General features: G+C 57.4%; 18 protein-coding genes. 3 read left to right on the plus strand and 15 right to left on the minus strand.

The window, feature by feature from the left end:
* Positions 1-11 precede the first annotated feature (11 nt).
* Positions 12-1,922 (plus strand): ATP-binding cassette domain-containing protein, encoded by a 1,911-nt coding sequence (locus tag KI609_RS19910; RefSeq protein ID WP_226445268.1) that lies wholly within the window; start codon positions 12-14, stop codon positions 1,920-1,922.
* 91 nt (positions 1,923-2,013) lie between these two features.
* Here the strand turns inward: KI609_RS19910 and KI609_RS19915 are convergent, their stop codons facing one another.
* From KI609_RS19915 to KI609_RS19945, 7 genes are all read right to left on the minus strand, one after another.
* A complete protein-coding gene (locus tag KI609_RS19915; RefSeq protein WP_226445269.1) occupies positions 2,014-3,111 on the minus strand; it encodes a protein-glutamate methylesterase/protein-glutamine glutaminase in 1,098 nt (365 codons plus the stop codon).
* Positions 3,112-3,126: 15 nt separating this feature from the next.
* Positions 3,127-3,876 (minus strand): chemoreceptor glutamine deamidase CheD, encoded by a 750-nt coding sequence (gene cheD / locus KI609_RS19920; protein WP_226445270.1) that lies wholly within the window; start codon positions 3,874-3,876, stop codon positions 3,127-3,129.
* 30 nt (positions 3,877-3,906) lie between these two features.
* Positions 3,907-4,818 carry a CheR family methyltransferase gene (locus KI609_RS19925; RefSeq protein ID WP_226450548.1) on the minus strand — a complete coding sequence of 304 codons (912 nt, stop codon included), beginning with the start codon at positions 4,816-4,818 and terminating at the stop codon, positions 3,907-3,909.
* Positions 4,819-4,917: 99 nt separating this feature from the next.
* Positions 4,918-5,406, minus strand: coding sequence for a chemotaxis protein CheW (locus KI609_RS19930; RefSeq protein WP_226445271.1), 489 nt, complete (start codon positions 5,404-5,406; stop codon positions 4,918-4,920).
* 54 nt (positions 5,407-5,460) lie between these two features.
* Positions 5,461-7,596, minus strand: coding sequence for a chemotaxis protein CheW (locus KI609_RS19935; RefSeq protein ID WP_226445272.1), 2,136 nt, complete (start codon positions 7,594-7,596; stop codon positions 5,461-5,463).
* 40 nt (positions 7,597-7,636) lie between these two features.
* Positions 7,637-7,999 carry a response regulator gene (locus KI609_RS19940; protein ID WP_226445273.1) on the minus strand — a complete coding sequence of 121 codons (363 nt, stop codon included), beginning with the start codon at positions 7,997-7,999 and terminating at the stop codon, positions 7,637-7,639.
* Positions 8,000-8,048: 49 nt separating this feature from the next.
* Entirely contained in the window at positions 8,049-8,495 is a 447-nt protein-coding gene (locus tag KI609_RS19945; RefSeq protein WP_226450550.1) for a hypothetical protein, read from the minus strand.
* A 185-nt stretch (positions 8,496-8,680) separates the two neighbouring features.
* On the opposite strand from KI609_RS19945, the gene KI609_RS19950 reads away from it, so the two are divergent.
* Together KI609_RS19950 and KI609_RS19955 are read left to right on the plus strand one after the other, a co-directional pair.
* Positions 8,681-9,790, plus strand: coding sequence for an ATP-binding protein (locus tag KI609_RS19950; protein WP_226445274.1), 1,110 nt, complete (start codon positions 8,681-8,683; stop codon positions 9,788-9,790).
* Entirely contained in the window at positions 9,787-10,416 is a 630-nt protein-coding gene (locus tag KI609_RS19955) for a response regulator transcription factor (protein ID WP_226445275.1), read from the plus strand. The genes KI609_RS19950 and KI609_RS19955 overlap by 4 nt, the downstream gene beginning before the upstream one ends.
* 8 nt (positions 10,417-10,424) lie before the next feature.
* Here KI609_RS19955 and fliR read toward each other — a convergent pair whose 3' ends face one another.
* From fliR to KI609_RS19995, 8 genes are all read right to left on the minus strand, one after another.
* On the minus strand, positions 10,425-11,195 hold the full coding sequence (gene fliR, locus KI609_RS19960; RefSeq protein ID WP_226445276.1) for a flagellar biosynthetic protein FliR: 771 nt from the start codon (positions 11,193-11,195) through the stop codon (positions 10,425-10,427).
* Between the two features lie 107 nt (positions 11,196-11,302).
* Positions 11,303-11,572 carry a flagellar biosynthesis protein FliQ gene (gene fliQ / locus KI609_RS19965; RefSeq protein ID WP_226445277.1) on the minus strand — a complete coding sequence of 90 codons (270 nt, stop codon included), beginning with the start codon at positions 11,570-11,572 and terminating at the stop codon, positions 11,303-11,305.
* Positions 11,573-11,583: 11 nt separating this feature from the next.
* Positions 11,584-12,291: a flagellar type III secretion system pore protein FliP gene (fliP, locus tag KI609_RS19970; protein ID WP_226450551.1), complete on the minus strand. Its 708-nt coding sequence runs from the start codon at positions 12,289-12,291 to the stop codon at positions 11,584-11,586.
* A 70-nt stretch (positions 12,292-12,361) separates the two neighbouring features.
* Positions 12,362-12,724, minus strand: coding sequence for a FliO/MopB family protein (locus KI609_RS19975; protein ID WP_226445278.1), 363 nt, complete (start codon positions 12,722-12,724; stop codon positions 12,362-12,364).
* A gap of 7 nt (positions 12,725-12,731) precedes the next feature.
* Positions 12,732-13,169 (minus strand): flagellar motor switch protein FliN, encoded by a 438-nt coding sequence (gene fliN / locus KI609_RS19980; RefSeq protein WP_226445279.1) that lies wholly within the window; start codon positions 13,167-13,169, stop codon positions 12,732-12,734.
* Positions 13,159-14,163 carry a flagellar motor switch protein FliM gene (gene fliM, locus KI609_RS19985; RefSeq protein ID WP_226445280.1) on the minus strand — a complete coding sequence of 335 codons (1,005 nt, stop codon included), beginning with the start codon at positions 14,161-14,163 and terminating at the stop codon, positions 13,159-13,161. The genes fliN and fliM overlap by 11 nt, the downstream gene beginning before the upstream one ends.
* Before the next feature lie 18 nt (positions 14,164-14,181).
* Positions 14,182-14,718: a flagellar basal body-associated protein FliL gene (gene fliL, locus KI609_RS19990; RefSeq protein ID WP_226445281.1), complete on the minus strand. Its 537-nt coding sequence runs from the start codon at positions 14,716-14,718 to the stop codon at positions 14,182-14,184.
* 249 nt (positions 14,719-14,967) lie between these two features.
* On the minus strand, positions 14,968-16,299 hold the full coding sequence (locus tag KI609_RS19995; RefSeq protein WP_226445282.1) for a flagellar hook-length control protein FliK: 1,332 nt from the start codon (positions 16,297-16,299) through the stop codon (positions 14,968-14,970).
* Positions 16,300-16,301: the final 2 nt, after the last annotated feature.

Here is a 16,301-nt window from a genome sequence, read left to right on the forward strand (position 1 = left end):
ATTGCACTCATATGGCACTTATCACCTTACTGGACGCTCAACTCGCTTTTGGGCACGTCGCTCTGCTAGACCACGCAGGATTTTCCCTGGAGACGGCGGAACGCGTTGGCTTGATCGGCCGCAATGGGGCAGGCAAATCCTCTCTGCTCAAAATCTTGGGTGGCTTCGCAAAGCCAGACGATGGCTCGCTGCAGATGCAACAAGGGGTTCGTATCGCGTTTGTGGCGCAGGAACCTTCGCTTGATGCGTCAGCCACCGTTTTCAAAGCTGCCTCCGAGGGACTTCAGAGAGTGATTGCCATCCGAGATCAATATCTGTCGGGTGCCGACGGGTTGGATCTGGATGCCCTGCAGTCGGAGATAGAAGCGTATGACGCATGGAACTGGGAGCAGCGGGTTGAAGAGACGCTGCACCGCCTGCATCTGGAGCCAGAAATGGTGATTGGGACGCTTTCCGGCGGAACCAAGAAACGGGTTGCCTTGGCGCAAGCCTTGGTGGCACGCCCCGATGTGCTGCTGCTTGACGAGCCAACCAACCACCTTGACCTCGATTCGATTGAGTGGCTCGAAGACCTTCTGCTGGATTTTCCCGGCAGTGTTGTCACCATCACCCACGATCGCTCGTTTCTGGATCGCATTGCTACCCGAATCGTTGAGCTGGATCGCGGGCAACTGCGCTCTTATCCCGGCAATTTTGCCCAATATCTGATCCAGAAAGAAGATCAACTGGCCCAAGAAGCCGTGGTTGCCGCCAAGGCCGACAAGCTTCTCGCGCAGGAAGAGGTCTGGATTCGAAAGGGTGTGGAGGCTCGCCGCACACGCAGCCAAAGCCGCATCAGCCGACTGGAACACCTGCGCGCACGCAGAGAAGCCCGCCGCGACGTGGTGGGAAGTGTGCGCATGGATGTAGCCACCGGCAGCGGAAATGGCTATCAGGGAAAGATCGTCGCCGAACTCACTGGCGTCAGCAAATCGTTTGGCGACAAAACTATTGTTCGCAACTTCACGGGCACGATTCTTCGCGGAGACAAGGTCGGTTTGATTGGCCCTAATGGCGCGGGCAAGACCACTTTGCTCAAAATGATCTTGGGAGAGTTAGAAGCAGACACGGGCACGATTCGCCAGGGAGCTAACCTGCAGGTGGCGTACTTTGACCAGATGCGTCATGCAGTGAACCTCGATGCCACACTGGAAGACTTCATTAGCCCGGGTAGTGAATGGATCGAAATCGGCAATCAGCGCAAGCATGTGAAGAGCTACTTAAGCGACTTCCTCTTTTCCCCATCACGCGCGCACTCTCCCGTTCGCTCCTTGTCAGGAGGTGAACGCAACCGGCTTCTCCTCGCTCGACTGTTTGCCCGTCCCGCCAATGTCCTTGTACTGGACGAACCGACCAACGATCTTGATATAGACACGCTGGATCTGCTGGAGGAACTCTTGGAGGCCTATGAAGGCACGGTGTTTCTGGTCAGCCACGACCGTACTTTTCTCGACAATGTAGTCACCAGCACGATCGCGGCCGAAGGCAATGGGCTCTGGCGCGAATACGAAGGTGGCGTGCAAGACTGGCTTCTGCAATCCAAACGCAGCAAGGCACTTGAAGCAACTGCCGTTTCCGCCCTACAGAAAGAGAAAGCCATCGCAGCAAAGGCTACAGATCAAAATGAGCCACAACGCCCGTCCAATAATCCTGAGCAGCTATCAAAAAAGAAGCTGAGCTATAAAGATCAACGTGAACTCGATCAGCTTCCGGCGCAGATCGCCGCCCTGGAAGCCGAGCAACAAACGCTGCAAGGCGCTTTGGCGGACGGAACGCTGTACCGCTCAGACCCTGTGCGAGCAGGGGAAATGATCGCGCGAGCATCCGCTATTGACGAAGAGCTCATGGCGGCACTGGAACGCTGGACAGCCCTATCGGCTTGAGCTGATAAAAATAGACGGCGGCGGCAGGAGGTGTGGGGAGAGACTGATGGAGCGCAACCCCCCCACCCTCAGCATCTTTGCTGCTCGCAGGTTAAATGCGATGGTGCAAACGATCCGTGGCACCTCGCAGGCGCTGGATCAGCGCCGTCGCGATCTGCCCCAACGGCAACACCTCGTCGGCGGCGCCATGGGCAATCGCTTCACGCGGCATGCCAAACACAATGCAGCTCGCCTCATCTTGCACATAGTTGTAGCTACCCGCATCCTTCATCTCACGCATCGCAACGGCGCCATCATTACCCATGCCGGTGAGCATGATGCCGAAAGCGTTGCGCCCCACCACGGCAGCGGCCGACTTGAACAACACCTCGACCGACGGCTTGTGGCGATTGACGGGAGGCCCGTCGTCCACGACCGCGACGTAATTCGCACCGCTTCGCGCGACATGGAACTGCATCCCTCCTGGCGCTATGTAGGCATGGCCCGGCAATATGCGCTCTCCGTTCACAGCCTCCTTGACCGTGATCTGGCAAAGGCCGTTCAGGCGCGCAGCAAAGCTGGTGGTGAAACCAGGAGGCATGTGCTGGGTGATCACAATGGCGGGCGAGTCGGCGGGCATCTGGACAAGCACTTCCTTAATCGCTTCCGTGCCCCCCGTGGACGCACCGATGCAGATGAGCTTTTCGGTGGAAAGACGACCTAAAAGAGCGGAGGCGGGCTTGGAAGCAGCCGCACCAGCGGCACCACCGGCTGTCGAGGCATCCCGGGCTGGCGCACGACGGACCTGCGCCACTGCCGCGACGCGGATTTTGTCCACGATCTGCGCCGCCAAATCATTCAACCCATTCGCAAGCCCCACGCGAGGTTTCGCCACAAAATCCACAGCGCCGAGTTCTAACGCCTTCATCGTGACCTCGGCCCCCCGCTCGGTCAGCGTGGAGATCATGACGACCGGCATCGGACGCAACCGCATCAGACGCCCCAGGAAGTCGATTCCATCCATGCGCGGCATCTCGACATCTAATGTGATCACATCTGGATTGAGCTCGCGGATCATCTCGCGGGCAACCAACGGGTCGTTGGCCGTGCCAATACATTCCATATCACGCTGCCGATTGATGATCTCGGCCAGCAGACTACGGACCAGCGCCGAATCATCGACCACGACCACCCGAATTTTTTTACTCATTAATTCGAGCCTTCCTCAAAATAGATCCACGGATCCGCCGGCGGTGGTCTTGGCCACCGTAGCCGCATTGCCTCGTGCATCCTGCGCCACAAGCGTCTCGGGATGTGCATGGGCAAGACGCTTGACCATGGCCTTTCCGGTCACCGGGAAAAACACCACCTTGCGCGGATAAATGTCGAGCACGTCTTCAGAGATGATGGGGATGCGCTCCATATGGAGGTAATTCAAAACGAAGTTCGTATTGCGCTCGCCCACGTTCATGGTCGTGAAGTTGTGCATCACCTGCGCGCCTCCGAAAATCTTGGCTTGCATGGTTTCCCTGCGAGCGCCCAGTTTCATCATTTCGTTGATCAGTAACTCCATGGCATACGAGCCATAGCGCCCAGATGCATCGGCCAGGTCGCCATCAGGGAGCATGAAATGGTTCATGCCACCGATGCGCGAACGGCTGTCCCAAAGGCAAGCGGCGATGCATGATCCCAACACCGTCATGATGACCATGTTTTCATCTGCCACGAAATACTCTCCCGGCAGAACCTTGACGGCGTTGTGCTGAAAATGATGGTCCAGATAGAAAAAAGACGCCTCTCCGGGCTTGCGATTTCGGGCCTTGAGTTCTTGCAATGAAGACTCTCGCACCGCCCCCCCGCCCGATCCATAGATGTCAGCACTCAGGGGCGCAATGCGGGGGGCACGGCGACGCTCAAAGGAACCGGACGCAGCGGTAGCTGTTGTGGACGTCGTGCCTGTTTGAATGTTGGTCATGGGCGCTTCTTGCAAGACAACATGGACAGGTCAACGGCGTTCGTACACCGTCTTGCCACGCAAAGTAAACAGATCTCGGGATTCGCTGAAGTTTTCGGCGTGCCCTACAAACAGCATGCCACCCGGTTTCAGCACCCGGTGGATTCTCTCCAGGACTTTTCTTTGTGTTGGGGCGTCGAAATAGATCATGACGTTACGGCAGAAGACCACATCAAATGGCTCTTTAAAAGGCCAGTCATCACGAATCAGGTTGACACTCATGAAATCGATGACTCGCCTGAGTTCGGGTTTGATACGGACCATGCCCGAATTCCCCCCCTTCCCCTTTAAAAAGAACTTTTGCAGCCTCTCTGGCGCAATACCTTTCAACCCGTCCAGACGATAGACGCCTTGCGCCGCCGTGGCCAACACGCGCGAATCAATATCACTTGCCGTCAGTTTGAAAGACGCATTGGTACCCAGCGCTTCGAAAGCCGTCATGACGATGGAATAAGGTTCCTCGCCCGTTGAAGCGGCATTGCACCAAACACGCCAGTTGGCGGTCGGCCGCGTACGCAGGTGCGAAGCAAATATCTCAAAATGATGCTGCTCGCGAAAGAAAGCGGTGAGGTTGGTGGTCAGAGCATTCACAAACTCCTGCCACTCTGGCCCATCATGGTTTTCCAGCCACCCCAGGTACTCGTGAAAACTCGTGTGGCCGGTATCGCGCAATCGCCGCGACAGTCGGCTGTAAACCATGGCGTGTTTTCCATCATGCAGGCTGATGCCTGCGCGCTGGTAAATCAACGCCTGAACCCGCGCAAAATCGGCATTTGTCCAGACAAACTCACGCCCCTGTGCCAAGGGGCCTGAGGGGGCGCCAGCCGCAGCGTAAGTCGGGTCCGCCCTGGAAGAAGGGGGAGGCTGGGTGGTCGACAAAGAAACGCTAATGGGCTGGGCCATATTGATCATTCAAAAAGGAAATTCAGTTCGCTCCGAAAATCTCTAAGCTGCGCCTGCGACCTGATATATGCCAGCCACCTACGGTAATAAGCGATATCTCTAATCGCCCGCCGTGACCAACCCCATATCGACGCTCGACATGAGCTTCTCAATGTCCAGCAATATGAGCATCCTCTCACCGACCGAGCCCAACCCAAGAATGCAGCTGTTGTCAATGGTGCTTTCAATGTCGGGCGCAGAGCGGATGCTCTCAGGCGTCAACTCCATCACGTCACTGACAGAATCCACCACGATGCCGACCACACGCTGCCGCAGATTCAGAATAATGACAACGGTGAAATTGTTGTAATCTGCTTGTGCGCAATTGAATTTGATGCGCATATCCACGATGGGAACAATCGTTCCACGCAGATTGACCACACCCTTAATGAAATCAGGGGCATTGGCTATGCGCGTCGGCGGCTCATAGCCTCGGATTTCCTGAACCTTCAGAATATCAATGCCGTATTCCTCTTGATCGAGGCGGAAGGTGAGGTATTCCCGCGCACCCACAGGTGCAGCATCTACTGTTTTACCAATCACACTCATGGTGAATTCTCCTTTCATGACAGCGCCAAGCCCATCGGGCTCCAGCGCATGAATCTAGTGGCGTGCACGGCGGACCAGCCCGCCAGTGTCCAAAATCAACGCCACGGTTCCGTCGCCAAGAATGGTGGCACCAGACACGTTGGGGACCTTTCGATAGTTCGACTCAAGGTTCTTGACCACCACCTGATGCTGCCCCAGCAGTTCATCAACGAGCAGTGCGACACGGCTGCCATCGGCCTCGACCACCACCATGATGTTGCTGGATTTGTTGAGATCGAAACGCGGCACCTGGAAGATCTTTTCCAAGGCGATCACCGGCATATATTCGTCGCGCACCTTCACCAGCTGCGATCCCTGCGCCACGGTGCTGACATCTTCTCCGTTGACCTGGAACGACTCCACCACAGACGACAGCGGAAGGATATAGACCTCCTCCCCCACTCCCACAGACATGCCGTCCATGATCGCGAGCGTAAGAGGCAAACGCACGGAAACCTTCATTCCGTAGCCCTCAGCGGAGTCGATCTCGACCGAACCATTGAGTGCGGCAATGTTGCGCTTGACCACATCCATACCCACGCCACGGCCGGAAACATCCGTCACTTCGTCAGCCGTGGAGAACCCCGGCGCAAAAATCAGCTGCCAGACCTCAGCGTCACTCATCTGTTCGGAAACGTCGAGACCGCGCTCCTGCGCCTTGCTGAGAATCTTCTCGCGCGACAGGCCCTTGCCGTCATCACGAACCTCGATCACGATCGAGCCGCCCTGGTGGGACGCCGACAATGTAATGGTCCCATGCTCTGGTTTCCCCTTGGCCAGCCGTTCTGCAGGCATCTCAACACCATGATCGCAGCTGTTGCGCACCAAGTGAGTCAGCGGATCGGTAATCTTCTCCACCAGGCCCTTGTCAAGCTCGGTCGCCTCACCCAACGTCACCAAGTCAACCTTCTTGCCAAGCTTGTTGGCCAAATCACGCAGCATTCGTGGGAATCGACTGAACACAATCGACATCGGAATCATGCGAATCGACATCACCGACTCTTGAAGATCACGCGTATTGCGATCAAGGTCGGCAAGTCCGGCCAACAACTGCTGATAGGCGCCCGCGTCCAGTCCCCGGCTGTTCTGGGCCAACATGGCCTGCGTGATCACCAACTCACCCACCAGATTGATGAGTTGATCCACTTTTTTGACATCTACGCGAATGGTTGTGGATTCCATTTGCGCCTGCATAGCGGCCTTTGGCTCGGCTGCTTTGGGAGCAACAACCTTAGGGGCAAGCACGGCAGCTTGGGGCACGGCCGGCGAGGCATTGACGTGCGGAGCACCCGGCGCTTCGTCGAAGAAGCCGTACGGCGCGTCAACCCCTGATGCATCCACCGCCAGCAAGGCATCATCATCCAACGCGGCCTGCGACGCATCACCGACGACGCCCCCGGCATCACGAATAACCACTTGGTCTTTGGACACGTGAAAAGCAAACAGATCGAGCAGGTCGTCGTTGGTGGAAGTGGTCTCCACGCCAAAAACGCGCACATTCGACTGGGAGCTCGTGAGGTCGCGAATCGCGCCCAGCCCAGGAATGTCTCGAAACAGTTCTTTGATGGCGTCCGCTTGGTCAGGGCGGTCCAGAGGACCAATCTGAATTTCAAGCTGACGCGTCAGGCTGGCCGCGCCAGGTACAGCCATGGCTTTGGGAGCGACGGCCACCGGAGCCGGAGCTGTTGGAGGAGGGGCCGCCAGAGCGGGTGCATCGTCGGGCACTTGGCCGGCAGCCAACTCGCTGATGCGCTGCACCAACGAAGTCGTGGAAACCGCCTCGCCCTGACCGCCCGCCTGGTGCCTGGCCAGCAGGCTGCGCGATGCATCTGCAGATTCGAGCAGAACATCAACCATCTGCGGGATAGGCTGCAATTCATGCCGACGCAGGCGATCCAGCAAGGATTCCATCTGGTGCGTCAATTCGGCGACGTCCGAAAACCCGAACGTTGCAGAACCACCCTTGATGGAATGGGCGCAGCGGAAGATGCCATTGAGCTCTTCGTCGTCGGCGTCGCTCAAATCCAGATCGAGCAACATTTGCTCCATCTGGTCAAGGTTCTCGCCCGCTTCCTCAAAAAAGATCTGATAGAACTGGCTCAGGTCGAAGTCAGCGCCTGCGCCCGATCCTTCTTGGTAAGTTTCCGCCATGGTGGGCTCCTGTGTACTTGATGATGTCAGCCAACCCGACTCAGCGGATCACTTTCTGAATGACTTCGATCAGCCGATTGGGGTCGAAGGGCTTGACCAGCCAACCCGTCGCACCGGCCGAGCGCCCGGCCTGCTTCATTTGGTCGCTCGACTCCGTGGTGAGGATAAGAATGGGAATGGTCTTGAACTTGGGGTGTTCGCGCAACTTGCGGGTCAGCCCAATGCCGTCGAGCCGGGGCATGTTCTGATCCGCCAGCACCAGATCGATGTTGTGCGTCTCAGCTTTCTCAAGGGCATCCTGCCCATCCACTGCCTCCACCACGTTATAGCCCGCCCCCGTCAGGGTGAACGACACCATTTTCCGCATGGAAGGTGAATCATCTACGGCAAGAATCGATTGCATGTAAGGCTCCAACTGACTTGAATATATAGGGTAACCAGTGGTGTGAACGCTAAAACAGATCCACAGAACCCGCGTCCATTTCGCTTTGCGTGACAGGGTTTGGCCTGTCAGGCGCCATTTCGGCGAAAGGAGCAGCCTCTTCGCCTTCTTCATTTCCCATGGCTTCCGAGGCCAGGCGAAATGCACAACCTTGCAGCACCTTCGTTGTGTGCCAGATCAACTGAGATGCCATGTCCTGAAATTGAAGCTCCGTGACGGCGTTACGCAATGCAGCCCTGGCTGCAATAAGCTCAGGGGAATCGGACACGACAGCGTCGGTCAAAACTGCGTTGGCCTCACCAAATCGTTCCAACAAATTGTCGGTAGCGTGGTTCAGCAACCCCTCCAACCGATGCAGGTCGTGCATCACGACCAGCAAAGAATCCTGCAGTTCCGCAGCAACCATGACGGGGACCTGAACTGCAGGTCCCCCAGACGTTGTTAGCGTAGATTGCATCGTTTCTCCATCGCAGCAAGCAGCAGCAAAGCACGCAAAAACATAGAACCACGATACATGCAGCAAAAACACCCCGCTCTTGCGCATACCGTAACGCCCGCGCCCATTGAACGCCCGCGCTGACACCATCCCAACCGGACAGACATCCCTGTTTGTTCCAATTTGTATCCTATGATAGCGCTCCTATGGTCATTGCAACATCAGACCAGACCCTTGAGATCCTGCATCTCGAAGATTCGCAGGCCGATCACCAGTTGGCAGCGTTGACGCTTCGGCGATCAGGGCTGCTTTGTCACCTTCAGCAGGTGGACACGCTGGAAGAATTCCAGCGCCTGACCACTACCGATTCATTCGATCTCATCCTGGCAGACTACCGCCTGCCAGGATTTACAGCACTTGATGCCTGGTCGTATGTTGCGAAAAAGCCGCAACACCCACCATTTATTCTGTTATCCGGCGCTATTGGGGAAGCTGCAGCCGTGGACGCCATGCGTCTTGGGGTAGCGGACTATCTGCTGAAAGACGATATCCGTCGCCTTCCCCATGTGATCGGACGGGCCCTGGAAGTTCATGAGGCACGGCGAGCAAGAGAGCAAGCCGTTGCGCAATTGGCAGCCTCCCAGAGGCGTCTGGCTGAATTGGCAGCGCATCTGCAAACGTCCATAGAGCAAGAACGCGCGTCCATTGCACGCGAAATCCACGATGACATTGGCGGTGCACTCACTGCAGTGCGGTTTGACGTAGCGTGGATCGGAAGACACAGCACCGACCCAGCCATGCAAAACCATGCAGCGTCTGCCTCCGACATGCTTCAGCATGCTATTGGCGCCAGCCAACGCATCATGATGAATTTGCGGCCGCCGATTCTTGAGCAAGGGCTTGTCGCTGCGGTCCAGTGGCTTGCAAGCGGGTTTGAGCGACGCACGGGAGTGCCCACCCGCGTTCAGAGCAGCAGCGACACGATCAGCACGCCCCCTGCGGTTCAGTTGGTGGCCTATCGCACCGCTCAAGAAGCGCTGACCAATATCTCAAAACACGCCCAATCCAGTCAGGTAAACATCGAGCTCTCCGACAGAGAAAACGTGCTCACCCTTGAGATTGCAGATAACGGCCGGGGTATCGCCCCAGAAATGCTCGACAAGCCCAAGGCTTTCGGCCTCAAGGGGCTGCAGGAGCGCGCGCGCACCGTGGACGGCTGGCTCGACATCAGCAGCAGGCCGGGCAAGGGGACTTCGGTGATCCTGTCTGTACCGCTACTATCTGCATCACCACCAGCCCAAGGAGATGCGCAGTGATTCACGTGGTCTTGTGCGATGACCATGCGGTCTTACGACGAGGAATACGCGACACACTGGCCGATGCGCCAGACATTCAAGTCACCGGAGAAGCGAGTGGATACTCGGAACTGCGGGAAGTGCTTCGCAGCATTGAATGTGATGTATTGCTGCTCGACCTGAATATGCCGGGCCGCAGTGGCCTGGAAGTACTCGCCAGCCTGCGGGAAACGCATTCGACCATCAAAGTGCTGGTGGTCTCCATGTACCCAGAAGACCAGTACGCGCTACGGTGTCTGAAGGCCGGAGCCCAAGGCTACGCAAACAAGGCGGGAGATCCTGTAGAGCTGATTTCAGCAGTGCGCACCGTCATGCAGGGACGTAAATACCTCACCGCCGAAGTCGCACAAATGCTGGCAGACAGCTTGGCGCAACCCACGCCGGAAGCGCCGCACACAGCGCTTTCAGAACGGGAATTACAAACGCTTGTGAAGATAGCTTCGGGCCGGCGGCTATCGGATATAGCCGAAGAGTTGATGCTCAGCCCCAAGACGGTCAGCGTGTATCGATCGCGCGTGCTGGAAAAATTGAAATTGTCGAACAACGCTGAGTTAACGGTCTACGCCATCCGAAACCAGTTGGTCTGAGAGCGGCCTTACCGTCCGACAGCAAACAAATCGACGGCCTGCTGCATGAGCGCAATCACGGGCTGCTCCAGCATGGGCAGCGTCGCCGCGATGCCCAACATGCCCACTGTCAGCGTGACGGGAAAACCCACCGCATAAATATTCATTTGCGGAGCAACCCTGGAAATAATACCCATGGTCAGATTCACGAAGAGCAGAAGCGCAATCATGGGCATCGCGATCCAAAGCGCACTGGAAAACAGGGATGACCCCAATTCAAAAAGCCGCATTTGACCCAGCGCCTGTAAAAAATTGCCATTCACGGGAAATTTTTCAAAACTCTTGACCACCGCCATCAAGACGAGCAAATGCCCATTGATGACGATAAAAAGCAGCATCGACATATAGCCAAAAAATCGGGCAACGGCACTGATCTGCGCATTGGAAGCAGGGTCAAAGAACGACGCAAAGTTGAGCCCCATCTGCAGACCGATGATCTCGCCTGCCAACTCGACGGAAGTGAACACCAAGCGCACGGCAAACCCGATAGCGATGCCCACTGCGACCTGCTGCGCAACGGCGCCCAACGCTTCGCGGCCGTTGACATTGATAACCGGTTGATCGACCAGCACGCCCTGTGCACACAAAGCCACCAGAAACGCGAGACCGATTTTTACGCGCGTCGGAATGACTCGCATCGATAACACGGGAACCACTGAAAACAGTGCGAGCACTCTCAGAAACGGCCAGAGGATGGGTGAAAGCCACGCCATGATCTGTGCCTCGGAAAATGTGATCACGCATTCCTCACAAAGGTGCCAGGCGATAAGTGGAGGTCAAGAGAAAAAAGCGATGCATGCCCATCACTGACCGCAAAGAACCCACCCAGCCCGAGAAAAGCACGTCGCTATCCAATCATTGATGGGATGGACTCAATGGTCCGGCGGATGAAATCCACCAGCGTACTCAGCATCCATGGCCCGGCAATGGCAAAAACCACCATCGCGGCAATCAGTTTGGGGACAAAAGCCAAGGTGGCCTCGTGGATCTGGGTCACCGCTTGAAAGATGCTTACGATCAAGCCCACACCCATGACCACCCCGAGCACTGGCATCGAAATCATCAGCAGCAGCGTCAGGGCATCACGCCCAATGGTCAGCACCATTTGTGAAGTCATCGCCAATTCCTTCAGGTTACGAAGCTTGCTGCGAGCGATCCCATCAGCAAATTCCAGCCATCCGCCAACACAAACAACATCAATTTGAAGGGCAGCGCCACCAGAACAGGGGACAGCATCATCATGCCCAACGACATGAGAATGCTCGATACCACCATGTCTATCACGAGAAATGGGATAAATATCATGAACCCGATCTGAAAGGCAGACTTCAACTCGCTCGTGACAAAAGCAGGCACCAAAACACGGATGGGGGCTGTTTCAGCGGTCACGCTGGGATCAAGGCGTGCAAGCCGCGAAAACAATGCAAAGTCAGACTGCCGGGTTTGTTTGAGCATGAAGCTGCGCATGGGCGCCTCAGCCTTGTCCAGCGCCTGCTCAAAAGAAATGGTGTTGTTGGTGTAGGGAACATAAGCGTCCTGATACACCCGATCAAGGGTCGGTCCCATCACAAAAAAAGTGAGAAACAGCGAAAGGCCGACGATGACCTGGTTAGGCGGTGCTGACTGCGTGCCAATAGCTTGGCGCAGAAGAGACAACACAATCACGATGCGGGTGAAGCCCGTCATCATCAACAGCACTGCGGGCAAAAACGACAGCGCGGTGAAGAACAACAACGTCTGGATGGGCACGGAATAGCTGGCGCCAGATGCCCCACTGCCAACAATCAGCGGCAAGGAGCCGGCGGCCTGAGCAAAAGCGGGTGCCTGCACGAACATCGCCACTGCCGCCGCGGCCACCCATTTCCCAAAAGTTTTCAGTCGTGCGCCCTGGAGCCACTGCGATGTGTCAGCCATCAGAAGACTTCTCTGTCGAACCAATCGCCGTTGCGATCTCACGTGAAAATGAAGCACCACCCGATGACAAGGAGGCCCCCGTGGGTGCTTGGGCTGACCCGGCGGGCAGCACATGCAGGCAATTGATCTGCTGTGCAGTCACCCCAAGAATCAAAAAGGCCCGTGCATGCTCCGGCCCTACCTCCACCGTCACGACCCGCTGCTGCGGGCCAACGGCTACGGCAGACAAAACCCGTGAAGTACTGCCCCCCGCCGCGCCCCCCACCGCACGGCGCTGCTGCAATCTGCGAACCAGCCATGGCAACGTGGCCATCGCGCCCACAAAAAGCACGACCACAACCAAGGTCTGGGTCATGCTTGCACTATCCACGGCTGACTCGCCGCAGGCGTTCAGATGGAGTCACCACATCGGTGAGCCGGATACCGAACTTGTCGTTGACGACCACCACCTCGCCTTGTGCGATGAGATATCCGTTCACGAGCACATCCATGGGCTCCCCAGCGAGGGCGTCAAGCTCCACCACCGAGCCCTGTGCCAACTGGAGGATGTATTTGATGGGCACTTTGGTGCGCCCCAACTCAACAGATAGCTGGACAGGAATGTCCAACACCATATTGATGTCATTGACCGTTCCGTCTGCCCCCGCAGAAAAAGGCCGTGCAGGCTCACCGGACAGTGGCCCGCCCTGCTCGGCGTCTCCCGGTTTTCCATCGGTACTCTTTTGCTCTTCCAGCGCCTCGGCCCAACCCGCAAAGGGATCTTCGGCGGCATCACTCTTGTTGTCTTCTTCAGTTGACATCTTTCTCTCCCAGCCAGCTCATGTCGGAATTTCGCAGACATTCTTCGATACGAATGGCATATTTGGAATTGTGGGTCCCGTACTGGCATTCAAAAATAGGGACCCCACCGATCGAGGCCCGAATACGCGGCTCACGATCCAGTTCAATAAAGTCACCGGGCTTCATGGCCAGCAATTGCTCCACCGTCGCGTCGGCGCGGGCCAACTCTGCCACCAAGGTGACTTCCGCCGCCTGAATCTCGCGGGTTAGAACACGCACCCAGCGGCGATCCACCTCAATGGAGTCGCCTTGTGTGGACGAATACAACACATCGCGTATGGGCTCCAGGGTCGCATAGGGCATACAAATATGAATCGCCCCTGACAAGTCGCCAATCTCCAGCTGAAACGCGGTGGAAACCACAATTTCACTAGGCGTCGCAATGTTCGCAAACTGAGGCTGCATTTCCGAGCGCTGGTACTCCAGATCCAACGGATAAATACCCTGCCATGCCTTTTTGTATTCGGCACAGATCACGTCCACCAAACGATTGATCACCCGCTGCTCGGTGGGTGAAAAGTCTCTTCCTTCAATCCGGGTCTGGAATTTGCCTACCCCGCCATAGAGCGTGTCGATGATGCCAAACACCAACGATGGCTCACACACAATGAGCCCACTGCCGCGCAATGGGCGGATTGCCACGATGTTGAAATTGGTGGGCACAGCCAGTTCGCGCAGAAATGCGCTGTAGCGCTGCACAGAAACAGTGCCAACGGATATCTCGGGGCTACGGCGGATGAAGTTGAAGAGCCCGATGCGAAAGTTGCGCGCAAACCTTTCGTTGACGATTTCCATCGTCGGCATGCGGCCACGAACAATGCGCTCCTGGCTTGAGATGTCGTAGTTGCGAACGGATCCGGCCTCTGCCACTTCCTCGACAGACTTCTGGCTCTCACCAGTAACCCCCTCCAAGAGGGCATCAACCTCTTCCTGCGAAAGAAATGAATCACTCATGGTCGATCCTTGCCCCGCTCATTGGATGATGAAACTGGAAAAAAGCACCCGTTGCACAGGGTTGCGCTCCACCTTTTTCTTTGCGGGACGCTCTTCCGGATCCTCGCCGCCATCCTCGGCTGCTGCGGCTGCAGCCCGGGCCTTGGCGGAGGGGACCGAATAGCCCAGCGGACGCGACACTTCTCGCACAATGTCGTTCGCGAGCTTCTCTTTACCCTCACGCTGCAACAGCTCTGCGGATGTGCGTTGTGACACCAACATCAAGATGCCGCTGCGGATGGTCGGCAGATACACCTTCACCTGCTCTGCCGTCTTGGCATCGTCCAGCTCCAGCGTGATACCAACCTGGGCAAAGCGGTCACCGCCCGGATCCGCAAGGTTTACCACCATGTTTTCCAACGGCAGGAAGGTGGGAGCCGCTTTGGGGGCCTCCTTGCGGGCCGTGTGTCCCCCAGCATCTTCTTCGTCAGCATGCGACCGGCTCGCCACGAACCACGCGGCTGCACCGCCGCCAATCACCAGCAGAAGCACAACGCCAATGATGATCAAAAGCATCTTCTTGCTTTTGGCGGGAGCGGCGGCTGCGGGAGTAGGGACTGACACGATGGTGTTCCTTGGGATTGGGCACAAGCCCTACCAGCACTTATGAAACGCAGGTAGAACCAGTGAGCCCATTATTGGAGGGGATGCCGACCAATAATAGCCAGAATAAAAGCCCAAAACCATGGCAGTCAGCGCGCTCAAGCTGTATTCAGGGGCTCTATCCAAACCGGCCACCACAGAGGGACGCCACACGCCCGAGGGCTACACAAAAATATCAACGGCCCGCTCCGAGGCAACCGCCCCCCGAACAAGCGATGATGAGCCGGCCGGCGCCTTCGATACAACCTGTGCATGGCGAGCCCCCTCGCGGCCGCCAGATTGACCACCTTCACCGCTTGCACCAGAGCCTCCTTGAGCTGACGTACCCACCGACATGCCGGACAGCACAAGCCCCTCGCTGCGCAGCAGATCGCTCAATTGCGCCATGCTCTGGTCCAGCAACGCGCGCGTTTCCGCCTGGTCACTGCGGAAGGAAACATGCGCTTCATTGCCCGACAACGAAACCGAAACCTCGACGGGCTGGCCATCCCGATTGAGCGTCATCTCGGCGCTCTGTGTCTTCTGATTGACCCAGTAGGCCACCTGGTCCGCGACCTGTTCTTCGGTACCCATCGGGTTTGCATCAGAGAAGGTCTGTGCGTTATCCACACCGCCAGTCTCTGGCGTCGCGGGCGCCGAGCCCGCTTCAGACCCTGCATTGGCGCCGGGGTGGCCTTCGCCCGCGCGGCTTTCACCTGAAGAACCCGCACCATGGTTTGACGCCGGGGAGGCCAAGGCACCGGCAACCAACGCCCCAGTCAATTCAGCCCCTACCGGCACGCCCAGAGCGTTCCCCACCCGCTCGGCTGCAGCGGTCATATGTTGCGCACCGGGCGACACACGCTCATTCATCGACTGAACAAGGGCTGCGGTGGTTGCGTGTCCGCCGACTCGGTGCTGCAACGACTCGCCAGAAACAACCTGCACGGCCGATGTGTCCAGTGCCCCGCCCACACCCGCTCTTTGCGCCTGCGCGCCCTGAAGGCGAGAAAAGGCACGAGCAAACCCCGTCGTCGCACCAAGGGGTTGCCCATCCTTGAGGTCTGCCGATGTGTCGAGCTTCATCGTCTCTGCCACCAGCCCCTGGCTTCGCCCGTCGGCCGCAAGCCCGCCCAACATCGACCCAATACTCCCGCCCGCCGCACCGAATGAGCCTGCTGATGCGGCATCCCCGACTGCACCACCCGCCGCACCCAGTGCGCCGTCATTCGTGGCTGCGCCGAATAAACCATGCCAAGCCGCCACAGCAGAAGCATCTGCGCCACCCGCCGGTACATCCGTCATCAAATCTGCGGGCATCACCGCTGCGTCCGGTGCGGCCAGCACAGCACCGTCCCCCGACGCATCGCCCATCGCCGCCAGCAAGGCAAGGAAACCACTCGCAGCCGCTTCGTTGCCAGAGTCCGACACCCCTTGTTGCTGCGTGGGTGACTTCGCACGCGTGGCTTGGGTTGACTGGTTATTTTGAGAGCCGGAAATTTTTGTCGGTTCCATGA

The sequence above is a fragment of the Acidovorax radicis genome (assembly GCF_020510705.1).
GTDB classification, from domain to species: domain Bacteria; phylum Pseudomonadota; class Gammaproteobacteria; order Burkholderiales; family Burkholderiaceae_C; genus Acidovorax; species Acidovorax radicis_A.